Genomic DNA, 22088 nt, shown 5'->3' with positions numbered 1-22088 from the left:
CGCGTCCCGTGGACGCGGCGCCTCACACCACGATGTTGACCAGCTTCGGCGCCCTGACGATCACCTTGCGGACGGTGGCGCCGTCCAGTGCGGCGGTGACGGCCGGGTCGGCCAGGGCCAGGGCCTCCAGGTCGGCGTCGGAGATGGTCGGCGGCACGTCCAGGCGGGCCTTGACCTTGCCCTTGATCTGGACGACGCAGATCACGGCCTCGTCCTGCACCAGGGCGGGGTCGGCGACCGGGAAGGGCTCGTGGACCAGGGAGCCGGTGTGGCCCAGCCGGTGCCACAGTTCCTCGGCGACGTGCGGGGCCAGCGGCGCGACCAGCAGCACCAGGGGCTCGGCGACGGTGCGCGGCAGGGCGCCGCCCGCCTTGGTCAGGTGGTTGTTCAGCTCGGTGATCTTGGCGATGGCGGTGTTGAAGCGCAGGCCCGCCATGTCGCCGCTGACGCCGTCGATCGCCTTGTGCAGCGCGCGCAGCGTCGCCTCGTCGGGCTCGGCGTCGGTGACGGTGACCGCACCGGTCGCCTCGTCGACGATGTTGCGCCACAGCCGCTGCAGCAGCCGGTACTGGCCGACGACGGCGCGGGTGTCCCACGGCCGGGAGACGTCCAGCGGGCCCATCGCCATCTCGTACAGGCGCAGGGTGTCCGCGCCGTACTCGGCGCAGATCTCGTCCGGGGTGACGGCGTTCTTCAGGGACTTGCCCATCTTGCCCAGCAGCCGCGACACCTTCTCGCCGCCGTAGTAATAGGCGCCGTCCCGTTCCTCGACCTCGGCGGCGGGTACGGCGATGCCGCGGGCGTCACGGTAGACGAACGCCTGGATCATGCCCTGGTTGAACAGCCGGTGGAACGGCTCGAAGGACGCGATGTGACCCAGGTCGTGCAGCACCTTGTGCCAGAAACGGGCGTACAGCAGGTGCAGCACCGCGTGCTCGGCGCCGCCGACGTACAGGTCGACACCGCCCGCGGGCTGGCCCTCGCGCGGGCCCATCCAGTACTGCTCGATGGCCGGGTCGACCAGCCGCTCGCTGTTGTGCGGGTCCAGGTAGCGCAGTTCGTACCAGCAGGAACCCGCCCAGTTGGGCATGGTGTTGGTCTCGCGCCGGTAGGTGCGCGGTCCGTCGCCCAGGTCCAGCTCGACGGTCACCCAGTCGGCGTTGCGGGACAGCGGCGTCTCCGGGGAGGTGTCCGCGTCGTCGGGGGCGAAGGTACGGGGGCTGTAGTCGTCGACCTCGGGCAGCTCGACGGGCAGCATCGAGTCGGGCAGCGCGTGCACCACGCCGTCCTCGTCGTAGACGATCGGGAAGGGCTCGCCCCAGTAGCGCTGGCGGCTGAACAGCCAGTCGCGCAGCCGGTAGTTGACGGTGCCCTCGCCGATGCCGCGCTCGCTCAGCCAGTCGGTGATGACGGCCTTGGCCTCGACGACGCCCAGCCCGTCCAGGGTGATGTCGGCGTGCGCGGAGTTGACCAGCGTGGCGTCGTACGAGACGAAGGCGTCGTCCCACTCGGCGGGGTCGGTGCCGCGGCCGTCGGTGGGCTGCACGACGCAGCGGATCGGCAGCTCGAAGGCGCGGGCGAAGGCGAAGTCGCGGGAGTCGTGCGCGGGCACGGCCATGATCGCGCCGGTGCCGTATCCCATCAGGACGTAGTCGGCGATGAACACCGGCACGTTTTCGCCGCTGACCGGGTTTACGGCGTAGGCGCCGGTGAAGACGCCGGTTTTCTCCTTGGCGTCGGCCTGCCGCTCCACGTCGGACTTGGACGCGGCGAACTTGCGGTACGCGGCGACGGCCTCGGCGGGGGTGGCGTGGCCGCCGGTCCACACCTGGTGGGTGCCCTCGGGCCAGGCCGCGGGCACGATCGGGTCGACCAGGTCGTGCTCGGGAGCCAGCACCATATAGGTGGCGCCGAACAGCGTGTCCTGGCGCGTGGTGAAGACGGTCACGGCGTGCTCGGCGCCCGCACCCGACGCGTCGTGCACCGCGAAGTCCACCCGGGCGCCTTCGCTGCGCCCGATCCAGTTGCGCTGCTGCAGCTTGATCGCCTCGGGCCAGTCCAGCGCGTCCAGGTCGTCCAGCAGCCGGTCGGCGTAGGCGGTGATGCGCATGTTCCACTGGCGCAGCTTGGCCTTGAAGACGGGGAAGTTGCCGCGCTCGGAGCGGCCCTCGGCGGTGACCTCCTCGTTGGCCAGCACGGTGCCCAGGCCCGGGCACCAGTTGACCGGCGCGTCGGAGGTGTACGCCAGCCGGTACTCGCCCAGGACGTCGGCGCGCTCGGCGGGGCTCAGCTCGTCCCAGGGGCGGCCGTCAGGCGTCGGCCGGTCACCGGCGGCGAAGCGGGCCTCCAGCTCGGCGATGGGACGGGCGCAGGCGGCCTCCTGGTCGTACCAGGAGTTGAAGATCTGCAGGAAGATCCACTGGGTCCAGCGGTAGTACTCCGGGTCGATCGTGGCGAAGGAGCGCCGCTTGTCGTGGCCCAGGCCCAGCCGGCGCAGCTGCGCCTTCATGTTCTCCATGGCCGCCTCGGTGGACACCCGGGGGTGGGTGCCGGTGGCGACCGCGTGCTGCTCCGCGGGCAGACCGAAGGCGTCGAAGCCCAGGGTGTGCAGCACGTTGTGGCCGTTCATCCGCTCGAAGCGGGCGTAGACGTCGGTGGCGATGTAGCCCAGCGGGTGGCCGACGTGCAGTCCCGCACCCGAGGGGTACGGGAACATGTCCATGATGAACTTCTTGGGGCGGGCGGCCAGCTCCGGGTCGCCGGCCAGGTCACCGCTCGGGTTGGGCGCGGCGAAGGTGCCCTGGGCGTCCCAGAAGTCCTGCCAGCGGGCCTCGATGTCCGCGGCCAGCTCGGCGGTGTAGCGGTGGGGCGCAGCCGTCTCGGCGGCCGGGGTGATCTCGCTCATCGTCCTCGGTACTCCATCGATGTCGTGACGGCTGCGGCCCGGAAGCCTGCTGCCCTCTGCCTGCGGAAACAAAAAAGCCCCTCGCGCAGGAGGGGTGCCGCACTGACGTCCTTCGTGGTCAGCGCGGCTCGCTAAGCAGGAGGCTCACAGCTCGCATGGCATCAGGTTACCGCAGCGGGGACGGGGCCCGCACCGAGGATCGCTCCCCGGTACGGGCCCCGCCGTACCGCTGTGCCTACTGTTTCCGCGGCTACTACCGCGGCTGCTTCCGCACCGGCGACAAGCGCTAGTGGCGGTGCTTCGGCGGCAGGTACGAGGTCACGTAGTCGGTACCGGGGGTACCGACGCCGGTGACGTCGTCGTAGCCGACCGTGGCGTGCAGCGACGCGTCCTTGCCGAGGCTGCGCAGGGACGTGATGGTGCCGTCCGTGGCGTCGAAGGCGTTCTTGAAGTCGACGCGCACGACCGCGAGGTCACGGCCCGCACCCAGCGGGTTGTCCGTCACGTCGTGGTACGCGGACGTGCCGTACTTGCTGTAGATCAGCGGGTTGGCGAAGCCGATCGCGATGCCCTTGCGGGCCTGCTGCGACAGCGCCTGGACACCGGCGATCACCGGCGCGGCGAGCGAGGTGCCGCCGATCCGGTACTCGCTGTACTGCAGCGACCCGTCGGGGAACGTCTGGGTCTGGCCCACCAGGAAGCCGGTGTTCGGGTCGGCGACCGCGGCGATGTCAGGCTCGACACGCTGCTTGGTGGTGCCGCCGTTGGCCAGCGCCAGCGAGTCCGGCACGATGCCGCGCTGGTAGAACGGCTGGTCGTACAGCTTGCTGGTGCCGCCGCCGGCGCCCGAGGTGAACGGGCCGGGGAACCCGGTCCAGGTCTTGCCGTCCTCGGAGAGGACGGCCTTCTCGGTGCCCCAGCCGGTCTCCCACTTGTACTTGTCGTGCTTGCCGACCGCCAGCGAGGTACCGCCGACGGAGGTCGCCCACGGGGAGTTTCCGGGGGTGTCGGCCTGCTTCGTACCGGAGGTCGCGACGTTGTCGCCGTTGTCACCGGAGGAGAAGTAGAAGCCGATGCCCTCGACAGCACCCTGCTGGAAGACCTGGTCGTAGGCCGCGGCCACGTCCGGGGTCTCGTTGGCCTCGATGTCGCCCCACGAGTTGGAGACGATGTCGGCCAGGTGACCGTCGACGACCTTGTTCAGGGAGTCGAGCAGGTCGTTGTCGAAGCAGGACGCGCCACCGACGTACGTGATGTTCGCGTCCGGCGCGACCGCGTGCACGGCCTCGACGTCGAGCGTCTCCTCGCCGTACCAGCCGGCGGCACCGCACTCTTCGGTGTTGGTGAATTCGCTCGGCAGGACCTGGGAGAACTGGCCCTTCTTGTACGGCTTGTCACCGTTCGCCTTGGCGTACTGCGCCGCGTCCTGGGCGATGTACGGGGAGGCGTACGCGTCGGTGATCGCCACCGTCACGCCCTTGCCGGTGTACTTGCCCGCACCGTAGGCGGCACGGAGCTGCTGACCGGTGTAGCCCTTGATCGCGTAGGGCGCCTTGACGCCGTACGCGTTCGGCAGGCTGTGGTTGGTCTTCGAGCCGAAGTACGTGGAGAACGGCCCGGCGTTCTTGAAGACCGCGTCCGGCGGCGGCAGGGTGTCGTCGTGGCTGGACTTCTTGGGAGCGTTGTCCAGGCCGGTGACGGTGAGCACCGCACCCTTGAGCGAGGCGGGCGCGGACGCCGTGCTCGCCGGGGCGTGGTAGGTCTTGCCGCCCTTGGTGTAGTTGTGCAGCTGGACGCCGAACGCCTTCTCCGCGGCGGCCACGTCACCGGTGACGGTGACGTAGTGCTGGGAGGTGCCGGTCACCTTCAGGCCCGCGGACTTCAGCCAGTTGGTGACCTCGGCTATCTGGGCCTTGGTCGCGCCGAAGCGGGACTTGGCCTGGGCCGCGGTCAGGTAGTGGCCGTAGCTCGCCGAGTTCGGGTTGGAGACAGACGCCGCGTAGGCCGCGAGGCCCTTGGCGTCCTTTCCGGCGAGGTACACACGCACGGACACCTTGCTCGAGTCCGCGGTCGCGCCCTTGTCCGCCTGGGCGGTGGCCCACAGCGGCTTCGTGCCGGACAGAAGCTGACGTCCGCTCGGCTGGTCGGCCGTGGCGGACTGGGTGCCAAGCGCGAGCGCGCCGGCGACCAGGGGCAGCGCTGCGGCAGCCACCAGTCCCGCGCGCGTTCTTTTGCGCTCAAATCTCATGAAACCCCCACATGCGAAGCGAGTTGTCGCGAAGTGCGGTGTCGCCGGTATCCGTACGGCTAGCACCGCAGAGCGACACTCTTTCGCTGATCAGTTCATGCCAGGGACATGGTTTCACCAAGAGCAGGTCAAGGAACCGTGTGAGGCGTGCGTTTCCCGGAACGATGCAGGCGCTCGCCGGGGTGTCAACTCCCCCGCGCGATCGGCCCTTTGGCGTCGCCGCCGGACGACCGGCCACGGCCGTCACCGGAAGGGTTTCCTCCGGTAACCGGCGAACGCGTAGACGGTAGCAGCGAGATGGCGGTCCGCACCCTGGTAATGCGGACGGTGGCGCGGTTACGTCAGACCCGCCGCCGGACCCGCCGACTCCCCCTGGTAGAGCGCCGCCATCGCCGCCGCGGTGGCCGCCAACTCGGCCCGCAGTTCCGGCGGTCCGACCACCTCGGCGTCCGCGCCGAGCGGGAGCAGCAGTGCGGCGGCCTGCCGCGTGGACTCCACGGGCAGATCGGCCGACACCCACCCATCGGGCCCAGGAACGGCATCCGCGACACTCCTGGCGAAAGCCGCACCCAGGACATCGGGCAGCCGCTCCACCGCCCGTGGCGAGAACCGCACTTCGGCCGAGAGCCGGATCCGCCGCTCGTCGTACGACGACAGATACGCCTCCCAGTGCGCGGCCAGGTCGAAGTCCTGGGGCCGCTCGAACACCTCGTCGAGCACGGCGAGATCGAGGATCTGCGCCACCCGGTAGGTGCGCAGCCGGGCCGGATCGCCGTCGGCCGCGGCCACCATGTACCAAAGGCCCGCTTTGAGCACGACGCCGTACGGGTCGAGCGTCCGCGTCACCTCTTTGGGCGCGGCCCAGCGCCGGTAGCGCACCTGCACCCGCCGGCTGTCCCACACCGCGCCGGCCACCGCCGTCAGATACGGCGTCTCGTCCGCGTCCCGGTACCAGCCCGTCGGGTCGAGGTGGAACGCGTGCCGCACCCGGTCGGCCCGCTCCCGCAGCCCCTCGGGCAGCGCGGCCGACAGCTTCAGCTGCGCCGCCGTCAGCACCGCGCCGAGCCCCAGGTCCGCCGCGGGCCCCGGCAGCCCGGCCAGGAACAGCGAGTCCGCCTCGTCCCCCGTCAGCCCGGTCAGCCGCGTCCGGTACCCGTCGAGCAGCCGGTATCCCCCGTCGTGCCCCGCGTCCCCGTACAGCGGCACCCCCGCCGCGTGCAGCGCCTCCACATCCCGGTACACCGTACGGACCGAGACCTCCAGCTCGTCCGCGAGCTGCTGAGCCGTCATCCGCCCCCGGGCCTGGAGCAGCAGCAGGACGGACAGAAGTCGACTCGCACGCATGCCCCCGATTGTGCCCGCGCCCCCGCCCACCCCTGCGTCCACCCCGGAAGACCCCACGGGGGTGCGGGTGGCGAAGCCCCCGCCAACGCGAGGGCGGAGCCCGAGCAGAAACGACGAAGGCGAGACGGTCCGCGCGTTTCGCGGACACACCTCGCCTATCGCCTTCGTGGAGCTACGGGGAATTGAACCCCGGACCTCTTGCATGCCATGCAAGCGCTCTACCAACTGAGCTACAGCCCCGCGTGCCGGTCGGGCTCTGCGGCCCGGCGACTCGGCACACATTACACGGGTTCCGGGGCCGTCCGCCAACCCGATTACGGGCGGGCGGGCGGCTGTGACCTCGGGATTCCGGGGCGCGGGCGACGGGTCCCCACGGGCCGTCGCAGAGTTCACGCGGCCTCAACAATCCGGGGGCCGTCACGGGGTTACGGTGGCTCCCGGCTGCCTGCCCGACGTGCCGGATCACGAGCCTGGAGACCGCCTTGACCACCGCGTTCGACCCGATCGACCTGTCCGGCGTCCGGCTGGCCAACCGGATCGTCATGGCTCCGATGACCCGGAGCCGGGCGTACGGCCCGGGCGCGAGCCCCACCGACGCGGCCGTCACGTACTACGCGCAGCGCGCGTCGGCCGGACTGATCATCACCGAGGGGACCCAGCCCTCGCCGGTCGGCCAGGGCTACCCGGACACCCCCGGGCTGCACAGCGGCGAGCAGGTCGCGGCCTGGCGGCGGGTGACGGACGCGGTGCACGCGGCCGGGGGCCGGATCTTCGCGCAGCTGATGCACACCGGCCGGATCGGTCACCCGTCGCTGCTGCCGGACGGTCTGGTGCCGGTCGGCGCCTCACCGGTGGCGGCCCGGGGCACGGTCTACACGCGGGAGGGGCCGCGGGAGTTCGTCGTCCCGGAGGCGCTGACCGAGGAGGGCATACGCCGGACCGTCGAGGACCACGTCACCGCCGCCCGCAACGCGATCGCCGCGGGGTTCGACGGCGTCGAGGTGCACGCGGCGAACGGCTACCTCGCGCACCAGTTCCTCGCGCCCAACGCGAACGTCCGCACCGATGCGTGGGGCGGGTCGGACGAGGCCAGGACGCGCTTCGCCGTCGCCCTCGTCAGCGCCGTCGCCGACGCGATCGGCGCGCACCGCACCGGGCTGCGGATCTCCCCCGGCAACCCCCTCGGCGACCTGAGCGAGCCCGAGCCGGAGGCGACGTATCTGGCGCTGCTCCGGGCGCTGGAGCCGGTGGCGCCCGCCTATCTGCACATGGTGGAGACCGGCGACCGGGCGCTCACCCTGGAGCTGCGCAAGCACTTCTCCGGCACCTTCGTGCTCAACGCCCGTACCGAGGAACGCCCTTCGGGCCCCGAGGAGCTGGCCCTGATCGAGGACGGCACCGCGGACATGGTCTCCTACGGCCGCCTCTTCCTGGCCAACCCCGACCTGCCGCGCAGGCTGCGCGCGGGTGGCCCGTTCAACACCCCTGACCGGGCCACCTTCTACGGCGGCGGCGAGCGCGGCTACACCGACTACCCGGCGCTCGACGCCTAGCGGACGCGCCCTGGCCGCCCCGGCCTCACTAGCCGCCCCAGCCGCCCTAGCGGCGTGCCGTGCGGCGCCGCCCGCTGAACGCGACCACCGCGGCCACCGCGCAGACCGCCGTCAGGGCGACGGAGGTCACCGCGTAGGCGTGGGCCGAGGGGTGGCCGCCCGGCAGGGCCAGGCGGTTGAGGAAGAGCGTGCCCAGGGTGGCGACGCCCAGGAGCTGGCCGAGTTGGGTGACGGTGGCCAGCAGGCCGCTGGCGTCGGCGGCGTCCCGCGGGGCCACGTCGGCCAGCGCCAGGGTGAAGGTGGGGCTGAACGCGAGGCCGAGGCCCGCACCCAGGGTCAGCAGCGTGATGTACAGGGCGGCGCCGCCGTGCCCGCCGTCGCGCAGTGCCAGCCCGAGGCCCGCGAAGGAGAGCGCGGACAGCACCAGTCCGGCCGGGGCCAGCCGCGGCCGCCAGGACTCCGGCAGCCGCCGCCAGGTGAGGCCGACCGTACCGAAGGTGACCGCGCAGGTGGCGAAGGTCAGCCCCGTACGCAGCGCGCTGAAGCCCAGGCCCGACTGGAGGTGCAGGGCGATGGAGAACAGGAAACCGGCGTTGACGGCCATCGTCAGCACGATCACCGTGACCGCCCGCAGCATGCCCGGCGCCAGCAGTACCCGGGTGGACACCAGCGGGGCGCCGCCGCGCCGCGCGAGCCGCGACTCCAGCGCCATGAACACCCCGAACAGCAGCACGCTCGAGGACAGGCAGAACCAGCCCCACACCGGCCAGCCCTCCTCCTGCCCCAGCACCAGCGGCACCGTGAGCAGCGTCACCGCGGCGGCCAGCACCACCAGGCCCGGCAGGTCGAGACCGCGCCGCGGGCCGGGGGCGGCTTCGGCGTCACGCGGCAGCACGCGCGGCGCCACCACCAGCATCACCAGGCCGATCGGCACGTTGACCAGGAACACCGGCCGCCAGCCGGTGCCGAACAGGTCCGCGCTGACGAGCACGCCGCCCAGCGACTGGCCGAGGGCGGCGCCGGAGGCGATCACCGCCGAGTACACGCTCATCGCCCGGGTCCGCGCCTCACCGGTGAACGTGATCTGCAGCAGGCTCAGCACCTGCGGGATCATCAGCGCCGAACCGGTGCCCTGGGCGAAGCGGAAGCCGATCAGCTCGCCGGTGTTCTGGGCGAGGCCGCAAGCCAGCGAGGAGACGGTGAAGACGGCCAGTCCCACGAGGAACAGCCGCCGGTGGCCCAGCAGATGGCCGAGGCGCGCGCCGGTGATCAGCAGCACCGCGTAGGCGATGCTGTATCCGGCGATGACCAGTTGCAGCCCGGCGCCGGAGGCGTGCAGGTCGGTGCGGATGGTCGGGGCGGCGACATTGACGATGAAGACGTCCAGCAGGGCCATGAACTGGCCGGTCAGGATGATCGCCAGCAGCAGCCCCGGGCGCTGCCGTGGCCCCGCTCTTCGAGGGCTTCCGGTGGATCCATGGGCGGTGGCGGCGCCGGGCCGGGCGATGGTGGCGGTGGTGGTGACGGGCGCGCTGGTCAGCGAGGATTCGGTCATGGAAAAAGCGTGACGCCGCCTCGGTACCCGTAACGAGAGTCCCGTGATCCTGGTACTGCTGGCACCTGGCACGGGCGCCGGGCCACGGGCAGGATGGGCGGTATGCCCCAGCCGCACGCCCAGCGCCGTACGGAACTCGCCGGATACCTCCGCAGCCGCCGCGCCCGGATCAGCCCGGAGGACGTCGGGATGCCGCCGGGCTTCCGCCGCCGCACGCCGGGGCTGCGCCGCGAGGAGGTCGCCCAGCTCGCCGGGGTCGGCGTCACCTGGTACACGTGGCTGGAGCAGGGCCGCCCGATCAACGCCAGCGTCCAGGTGCTCGACGCGGTGGCCCGGGTCCTCCAGCTCGACACCACCGAGCGCGAGCACCTCTACCGGCTGGCGGGCATCCCCTTCGTGCGCGAACCGGGCTCCGACGAGGAGGTCGTCGGCAAGGAGGTGCTGGGCATCCTGCACTCCCTCGACCCGCTGCCCGCCGTGGTCTTCAACTCCCGCTACGACGTGCAGGCGTCGAACGAGACGTACCGCGCGCTGTGGCCGCTGACCACCCTGGTCGAGCGGCCGGAACGCAATGTGCTCTACCGGCTGTTCACCACCCCGGAGTGCTGCTCGACCTTCGTCAACGGCGACGAGGAGATGCCGTGGATGGTGGCGCAACTGCGCCGGGCGTACGGCCGCCACGTCGGCGAGCACGCCTGGGAGTCCTTCATCGAGCTGATGATCAAGAAGAGCCCGCTGTTCGCCCAGCTCTGGGCGAGCGGCGACGTCGCCCCGGCCGGACGCCGGGTGAAGATCATCCGGCACGCCTCCGTGGGCATCATCCACCTCACGTCGATGTCGCTGAGCATCGACGGCATGGCCGAGCACCGGATCGTGGTCTACACACCCGTCGCCGACGAGGACCGGCTGCAGATCGAGCGGCTGCTCGGGATGGACGACCCGATCGTCGGCTGCGAGGTCCACGGCCGCCGCGTCTCCGAGATCCTCGCCGACCGCGCCGCCGCCAAAACGGTCCGCCTCACCCCCGACTCCGACCAACCGGCCACAGCCTGACCCCCACCCCGGAAGACCTCACAGGGCTACGACCGCCCCCGCCCCCGCCCACCCCTGCGTCCACCCCGGAAGACCCCACGGGGGTGCGGGTGGCGAAGCCCCCGCCAACGCGAGGGCGGAGCCCGAGCAGAAACGACAAAGGCGAGACGGTCCGCGCGTTCCGCGGACACACCTCGCCTATCGCCTTCGTGGAGCTACGGGGAATTGAACCCCGGACCTCTTGCATGCCATGCAAGCGCTCTACCAACTGAGCTACAGCCCCGCGTCGGTCCGGAGTGTTGCCCCGGCGACGTGAAGAAGCATAGCCGGTGAGCACACCGGAAACGAAATCGGCTCAGGTGTCGTCGCCGAGCACCGGTTCGGGCAGGGTGCCCGCATTGTGCTCCTGGAGCCGCCAGCCGCGGGCGCCCTCGCCGAGGACGGACCAGCAGCAGTTCGAGAGGCCGCCGAGCGACTCCCAGCTGGTGGACTCCAGGCCGAGCAGCCGGCCGATGGTGGTCCTGATGGTGCCGCCGTGGCTGACCACGACCAGCACGCCGCCGTCGGCGAGCTTGTCCGCGGCGGCCAGCACCACCGGCGCGGAACGGTCGGCGACCTCGGTCTCCAGCTCGCCGCCGCCGCGCCGCACGGGCTCGCCGCGCTTCCAGGCGGCGTACTGCTCGCCGTACCGCTCGACGATCTCCGTGTGGGTCAGGCCCTGCCAGGCGCCCGCGTAGGTCTCGCGCAGCGCCTCGTAGTGCGTGACCTCGAGCCGGGTCAGGGCGGCCAGCTCCGCGGCGGTCGCTGCGGCGCGCCGCAGGTCGGACGCGATGATCGCGTCCGGCTGCAGCGCGGCCAGCAGGCGGGCGGCGCGGCGGGCCTGGGCCAGGCCCTCGTCGGTCAGCTCGATGTCGGTGTTGCCCTGGAAGCGCTGCTCCAGGTTCCACGCGGTCTGACCGTGCCGCCACAGCACGATCCTGCGGCCACGGCCGCTCCTGTGCCCGTTCAGCTCAGGTCTCCTTCGTCCTCCGCCGCCGCGCGCGCCGCGGCGTGCTCGGCGCCCTTGCCCCGGGTGGCCACCGCGTCCTCGGGCAGCGGGATCTCGGGGCAGTCCTTCCACAGCCGCTCCAGGGCGTAGAAGACCCGCTCCTCGGAGTGCTGCACATGCACCACGATGTCGATGTAGTCGAGCAGCACCCAGCGGCCGTCCCGCTCGCCCTCGCGCCGTACCGGCTTGGCGTCCAGCTCCTTGAGCAGGGTCTCCTCGATGCCGTCCACGATGGACTTGACCTGCCGGTCGTTGGGCGCCGAGGCCACCAGGAAGGTGTCGGTGATGGAGAGGACGTCGCTGACGTCGTAGGCGATGATGTCGTGCGCGAGCTTGTCGGCGGCCGCCTGGGCGGCGGTGCGGGTCAGCTCGATGGAACGGTCAGTGGCGGTCACAGAAGCGGCTTTCGGGTCGGAGGCTTGTCACTCAAGGGTCTCACGACCCTCTGACAGCCCCCGACCCGTTTTCCGCGTGGCCTCGCGGCCGCTACGCGGGGCCGCTATGAGCTCGGCGCCGCTACGCGGGGCCGCTATGAGCTCGGCTTGTAGTCCTTGCCCAGCACCACCGTGATGTCGGCGTTCGACGGCACCGTGCCCTTCTTGACCGCCGTGGCCGGCAGCCCCAGCGTCTGGGCGACGTCCTTGGCCGCCGCCAGCCTGGCCGGGTCGCCGTAGACGATCTCGGAGGTGGGCTGCGAGCCGGCCGTGCCGCCCGGCACATAGGTGTACGTGCCGCCGTTGACGATCGCGGCCTGCGCCTGGGGGCCGGCCTTCGGGAGGCCGGTCGCGTTCTTGATCAGCACGCGTGCCTGGGTGGTGCCGCTGGGCGCCTTCACCGTGCCGCCGAGCACGTCCTTGACGACGCTGTCGGTGGCCTGGGCGCTGAGCATGCCGTCCGGCTGCACCGGGAGCATCGCCGTGTCGTACGCGCCGGTCTTGGCCAGCTCGGCCAGCCCCGCCAGCGACGCGCCGAGCTGCTTGTCGGTCAGCGACGGGTCGAGGATCTGGGCCAGCGACTGGATGGTCTTGGTGGCGGACGTGGCGTCGCTCGGCATCTTCTTGAGCACCGCCTGCATGACCTGCCCGAACCGGCTGAGCTGCTTGGTCTGCGGCTCGCCGGGCCCGCGGTAGGTGGCGTACGCCACAGCCGCCTGGCCGGTCAGCTCCTGCTGCTTGCCCTGCTGCACCAGCGTCCTGCCGCTGTCCTTGCCGGTGCCCTTCACCGCGGTGTCGGTGTCGACGAAGACATCGCCGAGGGAGTCGACGAGCAGCTCCAGATACGGGGTGTCCAGCCGCCAGCTTCCCTTGATGTCGGAGCCGAGCAGCGTGTTGAGCCCGTCCCTGGTGGGGCCGACGCCGTCGGTGACGGCCTTGTCCAGGGTGGTCGAGGTGCCGTCGTCGGTGCTGACCTGGAGGGAGTTGGGCAGCAGCACCGTGGTGCCGCGGCCGGAGGACTCGTTGTCGACCAGCAGCGCGGTGGCGCTGGCACCGCCGTTCACCGGAATGAGGTGGACCACGATGACATCGCGCTTCTGCGCGCCGCCGCCCGAGGCGGCCGTGCCCTTGGCGCCGCCCAGGCCGGGGATCTTCCCCGCCTGGTACAGGTAGCCGGCGCTGCCCAGCACCGCGAGGACCACCAGCAGGATCAGTCCCACCTTGCGGTTCTTGCCGCGGCGCTTGGCCTCCTCGCGGCGCTCGGTGCGCGACTCGGAGAACTTCAGCCAGTCGATGACCTCGTCGGACTCCTCGGAGTCCTCGTCGATGAAGGCGAACTGCTCGGTCTGGTAACCCGTCCCGGGCTGCCGCGGCGGCGGCGCCGCCGCCTCCTCGCGCACAGCCTGCTGCTGCCCGGTCTCGTACACCTGGTGCTGCCCGGTGTCGTAGACCGCGTGCTGCCCCGTGTCGTACACGGGCTGCTGGCCCGTCTCGTAGACCGCGTGCTGCCCCGTGTCGTAGACCGGCTGCTGGCCCGTCTCGTACACCTGGTGCTGCCCGGTGTCGTAGACCGCGTGCTGGCCGGTGTCGTACACGGGCTGCTGACCGGTGTCGTAGCCCTGCGGCGACTGCGGCTGCTGGTAGTACGGCTGCTGGGACTGCTGCGGGATCCAGCCCTGCTGGCCGGGCGGCGGGCCCTGCTGCTGGCCCTGGTGGCCCGGGTGCCCCTGCTGGCCGCCGTACGTCTGCGAGGGGTCCTGGTAGTACGGCTGCTGCTGTTGCTGCGGGATCCACTCCTGCTGGCCCTGCGCCTGGCCCTGGCCCTGGTTCTGCGGGGGCGGAGGCTGCTGGGGGGCCTGTGGTGCGTACGGGTCGTAACCGTACTGCTGCTGCTGGTAGTAGGGATCTCGCGCGTAAGGGTCCGTCTCGTGCTCTGGACCACCGTCGGCATAGTGCCTGCGGGGGTTTGCGTCGTTCACGAGGAACCCCTTCACATGTTTCGTTGCGCCGCTACCCGGTCGCGTCCCGGTACAGCGCGCGTTTGTCGATGTAGCGCACCACACCGTCCGGAACCAAGTACCAGACCGGATCCCCCTTGGCCACCCGCTGGCGGCAGTCCGTCGACGAGATCGCCAGCGCCGGGACCTCCACCAGCGACACCCCGCCTTCGGGGAAGCCCGGGTCCGACAGCGTATGCCCGGGACGGGTCACCCCGATGAAATGCGCCAGCGAGAACAGCTCCTCGGCGTCCCGCCAGGAGAAGATCTGCGACAGCGCGTCGGCACCCGTGATGAAGAACAGATCCGCCGCCGGGTGCTCCGCACGCAGGTCACGCAGGGTGTCGATGGTGTACGTCTTGCCCGCACGGTCGATGTCGCTGCGGCTGACCGAGAACTGCGGGTTGGACGCGGTGGCGATGACCGTCATCAGGTAACGGTCCTCGGCGGCGGAGACCTGGCGGTCGCTCTTCTGCCAGGGCTGCCCCGTCGGCACGAACACCACCTCGTCCAGGTGGAAGAGCGACGCCACCTCGCTCGCGGCCACCAGGTGCCCGTGGTGGATGGGGTCGAACGTACCGCCCATCACACCGATGCGCTGCTTCGCGGCGGCCATGGACAGACCCTAGTCCCGGTTGAAGCGCGTGACGAGCCACAGCAGGAGCAGCAGGGCGCCCAGCGCGCCGAAGCCGGTCAGGTACGGGCTCAGGCTCTGGTGGTTCCCGCCGCCGGACTCCTCGGCGAGAGTGGTCAGGGCGGAGGCTGCGAGGGGCGTCATGATCAGCAGGACCCTTTGCGAAGTCGGGGACGGGCGGCAAGACTCTGGGGCACATCGTACGGGCGGGCGCCGGGGAACTTCGCGCAGGCTCCGCGCGTCCAGAGTATGTACCGGTTGGCTATCAGGGGGTTGGGCCAGTATGTCCGTGCCGAACGAACCACAGGACGCACAAGAGGCACAGGGAAAGCACGAGAATCTGCCCGGCCGCAACCGTCGGCGCTTCCCCGGCATCTCCTCGCGGGCCTACGAGCACCCGGCCGACCGCTCCGCGCTGGTCGCCCTGCGCAAGCTGAGCGGCTTCGACACCGTCTTCAAGGCGCTCAGCGGGCTGCTGCCCGAGCGGAGCCTGCGGCTGCTGTTCCTGTCCGACTCGGTGCGGGTGAGCGACGAGCAGTTCGCCCACCTCAACGCGATGCTGCGGGACGCCTGTTACATCCTGGACCTGGAGAAGGTCCCGGCGATGTACGTGACGCAGGACCCGCAGCCGAACGCGATGTGCATCGGCATGGACGCGCCGATCATCGTGGTCACCACCGGACTCGTCGAGCTGCTCGACGAGGAGGAGATGCGGGCGGTCGTCGGCCACGAGGTGGGCCACGCGCTGTCCGGCCACTCGGTGTACCGGACGATACTGCTCTTCCTCACCAACCTGGCGCTGCGGGTGGCCTGGATCCCGCTGGGCAATCTGGCGATCCTGGCGATCGTCACCGCGCTGCGCGAGTGGTTCCGCAAGTCGGAGCTGTCCGCGGACCGGGCCGGGCTGCTGGTCGGCCAGGACCTCCAGGCGTCGATGCGCGGGCTGATGAAGATAGCGGGCGGCAACCACCTGCACGAGATGAACGTGGACGCGTTCCTGAAGCAGGCCGACGAGTTCGAGGCCGCGGGCGACCTGCGCGACTCGGTGCTGAAGATCCTCAACCTGCTGCCGCGTACCCACCCCTTCACCACGGTGCGCGCCGCCGAGCTGCGCAAGTGGGCGGCGAGCCGGGACTACCAGCGCCTGATGGACGGTCACTACCCGCGGCGCAGCGAGGACAAGGACACCTCGGTCTACGACTCCTTCAAGCAGTCGGCGAACCACTACGCCGATTCGGTGAAGCAGAGCAAGGACCCGCTGATGGGCCTGATCCGCGACATCTCCGGTGGCGCGGGCGACATCGGCGGCAAGCTGTTCGACCGCTTCACAGGGAACGGCTCGGGGGGCGCGGGGAGTGCCAAGGCGGGAGACGGAGAGGGTGCGTCCCGAGACGCGTCGGGTCCGTCGAAGGACTCAGAGCCGCCGTCCGATCAGCCGCCGAAGAGCTAGCGCCGCCGTTGGAGCCGGTGCCTGTCGTGGCACCGGGCGCCGACGCCGTCGAGGTGGGCGTCACCGGGGTGCGGCTCGCGCCGGTGGCGGAGTCCGTCAGGGGGGCGCACACCGCGCCGACCGGGTGGTCGTGGTTGTACGGGTCGGCGCCGGTGACCGCGCCGGGCGCCGAGTCCCCGGCCAGTATCGGCTTGAAGTCGCGCTGGACGGCCGCCGAGCAGGCCAGCGGCCCCGCGGCCACATCGGCCTGTACGAGGTCGATGCGCTGCTGTTGCAGGTCGTCGTGGCTGAAGCGGAAGGTGAGCTGGCGGCGCACCGTGAACAGCGACACCGGGCTGTCGGCCGCGCCGGGCCCGCGCAGTGCGTAGACGAAGGTGTGGTCGGCGGCGATCTCCAGCGCGTCGTCGCTGGTCGCACTGGCCTCCAGGGTGCCCTGCACCCGGATGCCGCCGGGCAGCAGCCGCACATGGGCCTCGGGGTCGAAGCGCACCAGCCAGCCGGTCGCCTCATGGCTGCCGTCGGCCGCCGGATGGGTCAGGCTGCTGTCGAACTGGCCGCGCTGCCCGGGGTCGAGCAGACCGCGGACGGCCCGTACATCGCCGCCGGTGACGGTCTGCGGGTTGAGCCCGGACTCGGTCAGGTACTTCTTCGCCGCGTCGTAGGCGTCCGAGACCTCGGTCTGCGAGAAGCCGCCGACCTGGTGCGGTTCCGGCAGGGTGATGCCCCGGGCGCCGACCTGGAAGGTCGCGGCGCGGGCGCCCGCGAAGGGTGACGAGGCGGACACGGCGGGTACCGTCCCGGTCGGCACCAGCGGGATCACGGTGGACTTGAGCTGCTCGCTCTCCCCCGTCCCGCCGCCCTGGTACGGGTGCCGTACGCCCATGTAGATGGCGAAGCCGAAGGCCACCACGATCAGCAGCACCAGGGCCACCGCCTGCCGGGCCAGCCCGCGGGGCAGCACATGGCGGATCCGGACCGCCCGGGCGGCCCCGTCCAGGCGCTCACGGGCGGAGTACTCCTGGATGCGGGCAGCCCTGACGAACGACTCGTCGAAGACGACGGATCGGTACTCGTCCTCACCGCCTCCGGGGCCGCCGTCGGGCGTGCCTTCGGGAGGGTCTCCAGGCCCGCTCATATCACAAGGTTAAGTCTCTGGGCGCCCTGACAGCCGCCCCGGTACCGGTCAACTTATGACCCGATTCAGGGAAGCGGGCTCGTGGCGACCGGCGGCATGCTCTGTGAGCCGACCGGGCTGCCGGTGGACGGCGGCGGGACCGTGGGCTGCCTGCTGGGGCCCGCGCGGTAGACCGCGGCGAACGTCAGAGCGACCACCCCGATGCCCATCACCACGGCGAGTGCCCACGCCACCGGCCGCTGCCAGCGGGTACTGCTCCCGCGGTACGGCCGCCCGGCCGCGTACAGCTCGTCGGTCTCCAGGGCGTCCGGCCCGTCCTCCAGTTCGGGGACGGTGGCGGACTCACCGGTTCTACGCCGCCCGGGCCAGCCGGGCGGTAGCGCGGGACCTTCGGCGACGGCAAGCATCCGTTCCCTGGCCGACGGCTCATGGAACAGAGCAGACCGTACGAATTCTTCGTCGAGGACTACGGAGGCGAACTCGTCATCGTCCGGCATCTGTCCAGAGTAATGCGGAAGTTGGCCGTTTGGGCAGGGGAATCCGGACTGTCTGTGGGCTATCTGTGGAGTGGTTGTGGGCCGTACGGCGGACAGGCTGAGCTGCGAGGTCAGCGGATATGGCCGTCGCCGGTCACCACGTACTTGGTCGACGTCAGCTCCGGCAGTCCCATGGGGCCGCGGGCGTGCAGTTTCTGGGTGGAGATGCCGATCTCGGCGCCGAAACCGAACTGGCCGCCGTCGGTGAAGCGGGTCGAGGCGTTCACCATCACCGCCGCGGCGTCCACTCGCTGGGTGAAGCGGCGGGCGGCGGCCTGGGAGGTGGTGACGATGGCCTCGGTGTGCCCGGAGGACCACAGCCGGATGTGCGCCACGGCCGCGTCGAGGGAGTCCACCACGCCCGCGGCGATGTCGTACGACAGGTACTCGGTCTCCCAGTCCTCGGCGGTGGCGGGCACCACCGTCGCCTTGCTGCCGGTGCTCTCGGCGAACGCGACGACCGTGGTGTCGCCGTGCACGGTGACCCCGGCCTCGGCGAGGGCGTCGAGGGCGAGCGGCAGGAAGCGGTCGGCGATGTCGCGGTGGACCAGTACGGTCTCGGCCGAGTTGCAGACGCTGGGGCGCTGTGCCTTGGAGTTGACCAGCACCTCGACCGCCATCGGGATGTCCGCGGCGGCGTCCACGTAGACATGGCAGTTGCCGGTGCCGGTCTCGATCACCGGAACGGTCGAACCCTCCACCACGGTGCGGATCAGCGAGGCGCCGCCGCGCGGGATGAGGACGTCGACCATGCCGCGGGCCCGCATCAGCTCGGTGACCGACTCGCGGCCCTCGCCGGGCACGAGCTGGACGGCGTCGGCGGGCAGCCCCGCGCCGCCCACGGCGTCGCGGATCACGGTGACCAGGGCGGTGTTGGAGGCGTAGGCCGAGGACGAGCCGCGCAGCAGCACCGCGTTGCCCGATTTCAGGCAGAGCGCGGCGGCGTCCACGGTGACGTTGGGGCGCGCCTCGTAGATGATGCCGACCACGCCCAGCGGGACGCGGACCTGGCGCAGTTCGAGGCCGTTGGGCAGCGTCGAGCCGCGCAGCACCTCGCCGACCGGGTCGGGCAGCCCCGCCACGTGCCGGACGTCGGCGGCGATGGCCGCCACCCGCTCGCGGGTGAGGGTGAGGCGGTCCACGACGGTGTCACTGGTCCCGGCGGCGCGGGCCCGCGCCACGTCCTCTGCGTTGGCCGCGACGATCTCCTGGGTGCGCACTATCAACGCGTCCGCGATGGCCAGCAGCGCGTCGTCCTTCACCGCGCGCGGCAGCGGGGCCAGGTCCGCGGCGGCGGCCCGCGCGCGGTACGCGGCGAGAAGCACCGGCGACCGGGGCAGCGGCGAGGGGAGCGAGGGCGGGTCCTGACGCGTCATGCGGAAAGGGTACGGGGTACCCGGGGCCGGTTGAAATCCGCTTCTGGCCCTAGAACGGGTCCTAGAACGGGTGTACGCCGACCGGGGCCGCGGGGGCCGGGCCGTAGCCCTCGGCCACGCGCTGGTGGTAGGTGGCGCGGTCGATGACCTCGAGGCCGACCGTCTCCCAGGGCGGCAGGCCCGCGGTGGAGCGGTGCTCGCCCCACAGGCGCAGGGCTATCGCGGCGGCGTCGTGCAGGTCGCGGGCCTCCTCCCAGTAGCGGATCTCCGCGTGGTCGGTGGCGTAGCGGCTGGTGAGCAGGAAGGGGTGGTCGTGGGCGAGCTGTTCGAGGCCGCGTCTGACCTCGGGGAGCGGTGCCTCCGGTCCCGAGACGCTGAGCGTCACATGCCACAGCCGGGAGGCCGTACGCTCCTCCGGCTGCCGCTGGGTGGTGCTGTCGACGCTGACCAGCGTGCGTTCCGCCGTACCCCGGGGCAACTGCCCTGGGCGCCCTCGTCTCACCGGCGGCCTCCCTGTGGGTCGCGTTCCGCGAGCACCGTCCGCACCCGTCGGTGCTGACGACTCCTCCGCATCAAAGTTGACCAGGCTCGGGCGGACGGCGGGGGCGTTTTCCCCAAGAAGCCCCCCAGGAGGGCAAGGCGGCACGGGCGTCAGGGGCGCAGAAGTACGAGGTCGTCCCGGTGGACGACCTCACGTTCGTAGGCGGGGCCCAGTTCCGCGGCGAGTTCGCGGGTGGAGCGGCCGAGCAGCCGGGGCAGCTCGCGGGCGTCGAAGTTGACCAGGCCGCGGGCGATCGCGTGGCCGGACTCGTCGAGCAGGTCCACGGGGTCGCCGGCGATGAAGTCGCCGTCGACACCGGTGACCCCGGCGGGCAGCAGCGAGCTGTGCCGCTCGGTGACGGCCCGCACCGCGCCCGCGTCGAGCCGCAGGGCACCGCGCGGGGTGGAGGCGTGGGCCAGCCACAGCAGCCGGTCGGCGCTGCGCTTGCCGGTGCGGTGGAAGTGGGTGCCGGTGGGGCGTCCGGCGAGCGCGTCGGCGGCGTGCACGGCGGAGGTGAGGACGACGGGGACGCCCGCGCCGGTGGCGATCGCGGCGGCCTCCACCTTGGTGACCATGCCGCCGGTGCCGACGCCGGCCCGGCCCGCGCTGCCGATGCTGACGCCTTCCAGGTCGGCCGGGCCGGTCACCTCGGCGATCCGGGAGGTGCCGGGGGTGCGCGGGTCGCCGTCGTAGAGCCCGTCCACGTCGGAGAGGAGGACCAGCAGGTCGGCGCGGACCAGGTGGGCGACGAGCGCGGCCAGCCGGTCGTTGTCCCCGAAGCGGATCTCGTCGGTGGCGACCGTGTCGTTCTCGTTGACGACCGGCAGCGCGCCCATCGCCAGCAGCTGGTCGAGGGTGCGGAAGGCGTTGCGGTAGTGGGCGCGGCGGCTGACGTCGTCCGAGGTGAGCAGCACCTGGCCGACCCGGATGCCGTAGCGGGCGAAGGACGCGGTGTACCGGGCGACCAGCAGGCCCTGGCCGACGCTGGCGGCGGCCTGCTGCCTGGCCAGGTCGCGGGGCCGCCTGGCCAGCCCGAGGGGGGCGAGCCCGGCGGCGATCGCGCCGGAGGAGACCAGCACGACCTCGCGGCTCTCGCGTGCCTTGGCCAGGACGTCGACGAGTGCGTCGACCCGGTCGGCGTCCAGCCCTCCGGCGGCCGTCGTCAGCGACGACGAGCCGACCTTGACCACGACCCTGCGGGCCTCCACCACGTCCTGCCGTGCCGCCGCGTCCACGTACGTCCCTCGATCGGTTTGCCGGTGCCGTGCTCACCCTTCCGGCGTCCCCCGCCGCCCCGTCGCCGGGGCCCGAGGCCCTACGCCGGGTGGCGGAGCTGCCAGCCCTCCCAGGCCGACGTCACCATCTGCCGGACGTCGTACCGCGCCGTCCAGTCGAGTTCCTTGCCGATGGACTCGGCGGAGGCCACGACCCGGGCCGGGTCGCCGGGGCGGCGCGGGGCCACCTCGGGCTCGAGGTCAGTGTGACCGGAAACCTCACGGATGATCGAGACCATCTCGGCCACCGAGACGCCCTCGCCGGTGCCGATGTTGAGGACCAGCGCGGCCTTCGGGTCGTCGGTGAGCCGGCGGGCGGCGGCGACGTGCGCGGAGGCGATGTCGGCGACGTGGATGTAGTCGCGGACGCAGGTGCCGTCGGGGGTCGGGTAGTCGTCACCGAAGATCAGCGGCGCCTTGCCCTCGGCCAGCCGCTGGAAGACCATCGGGACCAGGTTGAAGATGCCCGGGTCGCCCAGCTCGGGGCTGGCGGCGCCCGCCACGTTGAAGTAGCGCAGGCAGGCGGTGGCCATGCCGTGCGCCTTGCCGACCGCGTTGACCAGCCACTCCCCCGCGAGCTTGGTCTCGCCGTAGGGGCTCATCGGCTCGCACGGGGTCTGCTCGGTGACCAGGTCCACGTCCGGCATGCCGTAGACGGCGGCGGAGGAGGAGAACAGGAAGCGGCGGACGTTCGCCTCGGCGGCGGCTTCCAGTACGGTGCGCAGCCCCTCGACGTTCTCGCGGTAGTACCAGAGCGGGCGTTCCACGGACTCGCCGACCTGCTTCTTCGCGGCGATGTGCACGACGCCCTCGACGGCGTGCTCGCGCAGCACCCGGTCCAGCACGGCACGGTCGAGTACGGTGCCGCGCTCCAGGGTCACGCCGGACGGCAGCCGGGCCGGGTCGCCGGTGCTGAGGTCGTCGAGCACGACGACCCGCTCGCCCGCGTCCACGAGCGCCTTGACGACGTGCGATCCGATGTATCCGGCGCCGCCGGTGATCATCCAGGTCATCCCAGAACCCTAT

Annotated in this window: 18 protein-coding genes and 2 tRNA genes; 4 read left to right on the top strand and 16 right to left on the bottom strand. The window is 71.6% G+C overall.

The annotated features are described in order from the left end of the window. Window positions 1-22 precede the first annotated feature (22 nt). Entirely contained in the window at window positions 23-2905 is a 2883-nt protein-coding gene (gene leuS, locus AB0M29_RS24645; protein WP_365386046.1) for a leucine--tRNA ligase, read from the bottom strand. Window positions 2906-3060: 155 nt separating this feature from the next. Here leuS and AB0M29_RS24640 point away from each other — a divergent pair, with 155 nt between their 5' ends. Then, window positions 3061-3195 carry a hypothetical protein gene (locus tag AB0M29_RS24640; protein ID WP_365386045.1) on the top strand — a complete coding sequence of 45 codons (135 nt, stop codon included), beginning with the start codon at window positions 3061-3063 and terminating at the stop codon, window positions 3193-3195. On the opposite strand, the gene AB0M29_RS24635 is transcribed toward AB0M29_RS24640, so the two are convergent. From AB0M29_RS24635 to AB0M29_RS24625, 3 genes are all read right to left on the bottom strand, one after another. Further along, the gene (locus AB0M29_RS24635) at window positions 3192-5153 is read right to left on the bottom strand and encodes a S53 family peptidase (RefSeq protein ID WP_365386043.1); all 1962 of its coding nucleotides are present in this window, start codon (window positions 5151-5153) and stop codon (window positions 3192-3194) included. The two genes, AB0M29_RS24640 and AB0M29_RS24635, sit on opposite strands and share 4 nt — an antisense overlap. Before the next feature lie 336 nt (window positions 5154-5489). After that, a complete protein-coding gene (locus AB0M29_RS24630) occupies window positions 5490-6497 on the bottom strand; it encodes a WYL domain-containing protein (RefSeq protein ID WP_365386041.1) in 1008 nt (335 codons plus the stop codon). A gap of 167 nt (window positions 6498-6664) precedes the next feature. Beyond that, window positions 6665-6737 (bottom strand) — tRNA-Ala (locus AB0M29_RS24625). Between the two features lie 242 nt (window positions 6738-6979). On the opposite strand from AB0M29_RS24625, the gene AB0M29_RS24620 reads away from it, so the two are divergent. Beyond that, window positions 6980-8050, top strand: coding sequence for an alkene reductase (locus AB0M29_RS24620; protein ID WP_365386038.1), 1071 nt, complete (start codon window positions 6980-6982; stop codon window positions 8048-8050). A gap of 46 nt (window positions 8051-8096) precedes the next feature. Here AB0M29_RS24620 and AB0M29_RS24615 read toward each other — a convergent pair whose 3' ends face one another. Then, window positions 8097-9464 (bottom strand): MFS transporter, encoded by a 1368-nt coding sequence (locus tag AB0M29_RS24615; RefSeq protein WP_365386176.1) that lies wholly within the window; start codon window positions 9462-9464, stop codon window positions 8097-8099. 243 nt (window positions 9465-9707) lie between these two features. Here AB0M29_RS24615 and AB0M29_RS24610 point away from each other — a divergent pair, with 243 nt between their 5' ends. After that, on the top strand, window positions 9708-10658 hold the full coding sequence (locus AB0M29_RS24610; protein WP_365386035.1) for a helix-turn-helix transcriptional regulator: 951 nt from the start codon (window positions 9708-9710) through the stop codon (window positions 10656-10658). A 189-nt stretch (window positions 10659-10847) separates the two neighbouring features. Here AB0M29_RS24610 and AB0M29_RS24605 read toward each other — a convergent pair. From AB0M29_RS24605 to AB0M29_RS24580, 6 genes are all read right to left on the bottom strand, one after another. Beyond that, window positions 10848-10920, bottom strand: a tRNA-Ala gene (locus tag AB0M29_RS24605). A 72-nt stretch (window positions 10921-10992) separates the two neighbouring features. Then, the gene (locus AB0M29_RS24600) at window positions 10993-11646 is read right to left on the bottom strand and encodes a histidine phosphatase family protein (RefSeq protein WP_365386174.1); all 654 of its coding nucleotides are present in this window, start codon (window positions 11644-11646) and stop codon (window positions 10993-10995) included. After that, complete coding sequence (gene rsfS, locus AB0M29_RS24595) at window positions 11643-12080, bottom strand: ribosome silencing factor (protein WP_365386033.1); 438 nt, start codon at window positions 12078-12080, stop codon at window positions 11643-11645. The genes AB0M29_RS24600 and rsfS overlap by 4 nt, the downstream gene beginning before the upstream one ends. A 134-nt stretch (window positions 12081-12214) precedes the next feature. After that, a complete protein-coding gene (locus AB0M29_RS24590) occupies window positions 12215-14098 on the bottom strand; it encodes an LCP family protein (RefSeq protein ID WP_365386030.1) in 1884 nt (627 codons plus the stop codon). A 31-nt stretch (window positions 14099-14129) separates the two neighbouring features. Continuing rightward, the gene (nadD, locus tag AB0M29_RS24585; RefSeq protein WP_365386028.1) at window positions 14130-14732 is read right to left on the bottom strand and encodes a nicotinate-nucleotide adenylyltransferase; all 603 of its coding nucleotides are present in this window, start codon (window positions 14730-14732) and stop codon (window positions 14130-14132) included. 9 nt (window positions 14733-14741) lie between these two features. Then, window positions 14742-14894: a hypothetical protein gene (locus AB0M29_RS24580; protein WP_365386026.1), complete on the bottom strand. Its 153-nt coding sequence runs from the start codon at window positions 14892-14894 to the stop codon at window positions 14742-14744. Window positions 14895-15039: 145 nt separating this feature from the next. Between AB0M29_RS24580 and AB0M29_RS24575 the strand changes: the two genes are divergently transcribed. After that, complete coding sequence (locus AB0M29_RS24575; protein WP_365386024.1) at window positions 15040-16200, top strand: M48 family metallopeptidase; 1161 nt, start codon at window positions 15040-15042, stop codon at window positions 16198-16200. Window positions 16201-17400: 1200 nt separating this feature from the next. On the opposite strand, the gene AB0M29_RS24570 is transcribed toward AB0M29_RS24575, so the two are convergent. The 5 genes from AB0M29_RS24570 to galE form a co-directional block, all read right to left on the bottom strand. Then, on the bottom strand, window positions 17401-17832 hold the full coding sequence (locus tag AB0M29_RS24570; protein ID WP_365386023.1) for a hypothetical protein: 432 nt from the start codon (window positions 17830-17832) through the stop codon (window positions 17401-17403). Between the two features lie 110 nt (window positions 17833-17942). Then, entirely contained in the window at window positions 17943-19247 is a 1305-nt protein-coding gene (locus AB0M29_RS24565; protein WP_365386022.1) for a glutamate-5-semialdehyde dehydrogenase, read from the bottom strand. A gap of 61 nt (window positions 19248-19308) precedes the next feature. Next, a complete protein-coding gene (locus AB0M29_RS24560) occupies window positions 19309-19749 on the bottom strand; it encodes a hypothetical protein (RefSeq protein WP_365386020.1) in 441 nt (146 codons plus the stop codon). Between the two features lie 149 nt (window positions 19750-19898). Then, the gene (gene proB / locus AB0M29_RS24555) at window positions 19899-20999 is read right to left on the bottom strand and encodes a glutamate 5-kinase (protein WP_365386172.1); all 1101 of its coding nucleotides are present in this window, start codon (window positions 20997-20999) and stop codon (window positions 19899-19901) included. Between the two features lie 104 nt (window positions 21000-21103). Next, entirely contained in the window at window positions 21104-22075 is a 972-nt protein-coding gene (galE, locus tag AB0M29_RS24550) for a UDP-glucose 4-epimerase GalE (RefSeq protein ID WP_365386019.1), read from the bottom strand. Between the last annotated feature and the right edge of the window lie 13 nt (window positions 22076-22088).

Source organism: Streptomyces sp. NPDC051976 (assembly GCF_040680795.1).
In the GTDB taxonomy this organism is placed as follows: domain Bacteria; phylum Actinomycetota; class Actinomycetes; order Streptomycetales; family Streptomycetaceae; genus Actinacidiphila.
The sequence above is the reverse complement of the archived record's forward strand: the minus strand, read 5'-3'. Positions and strand labels throughout refer to the sequence as shown.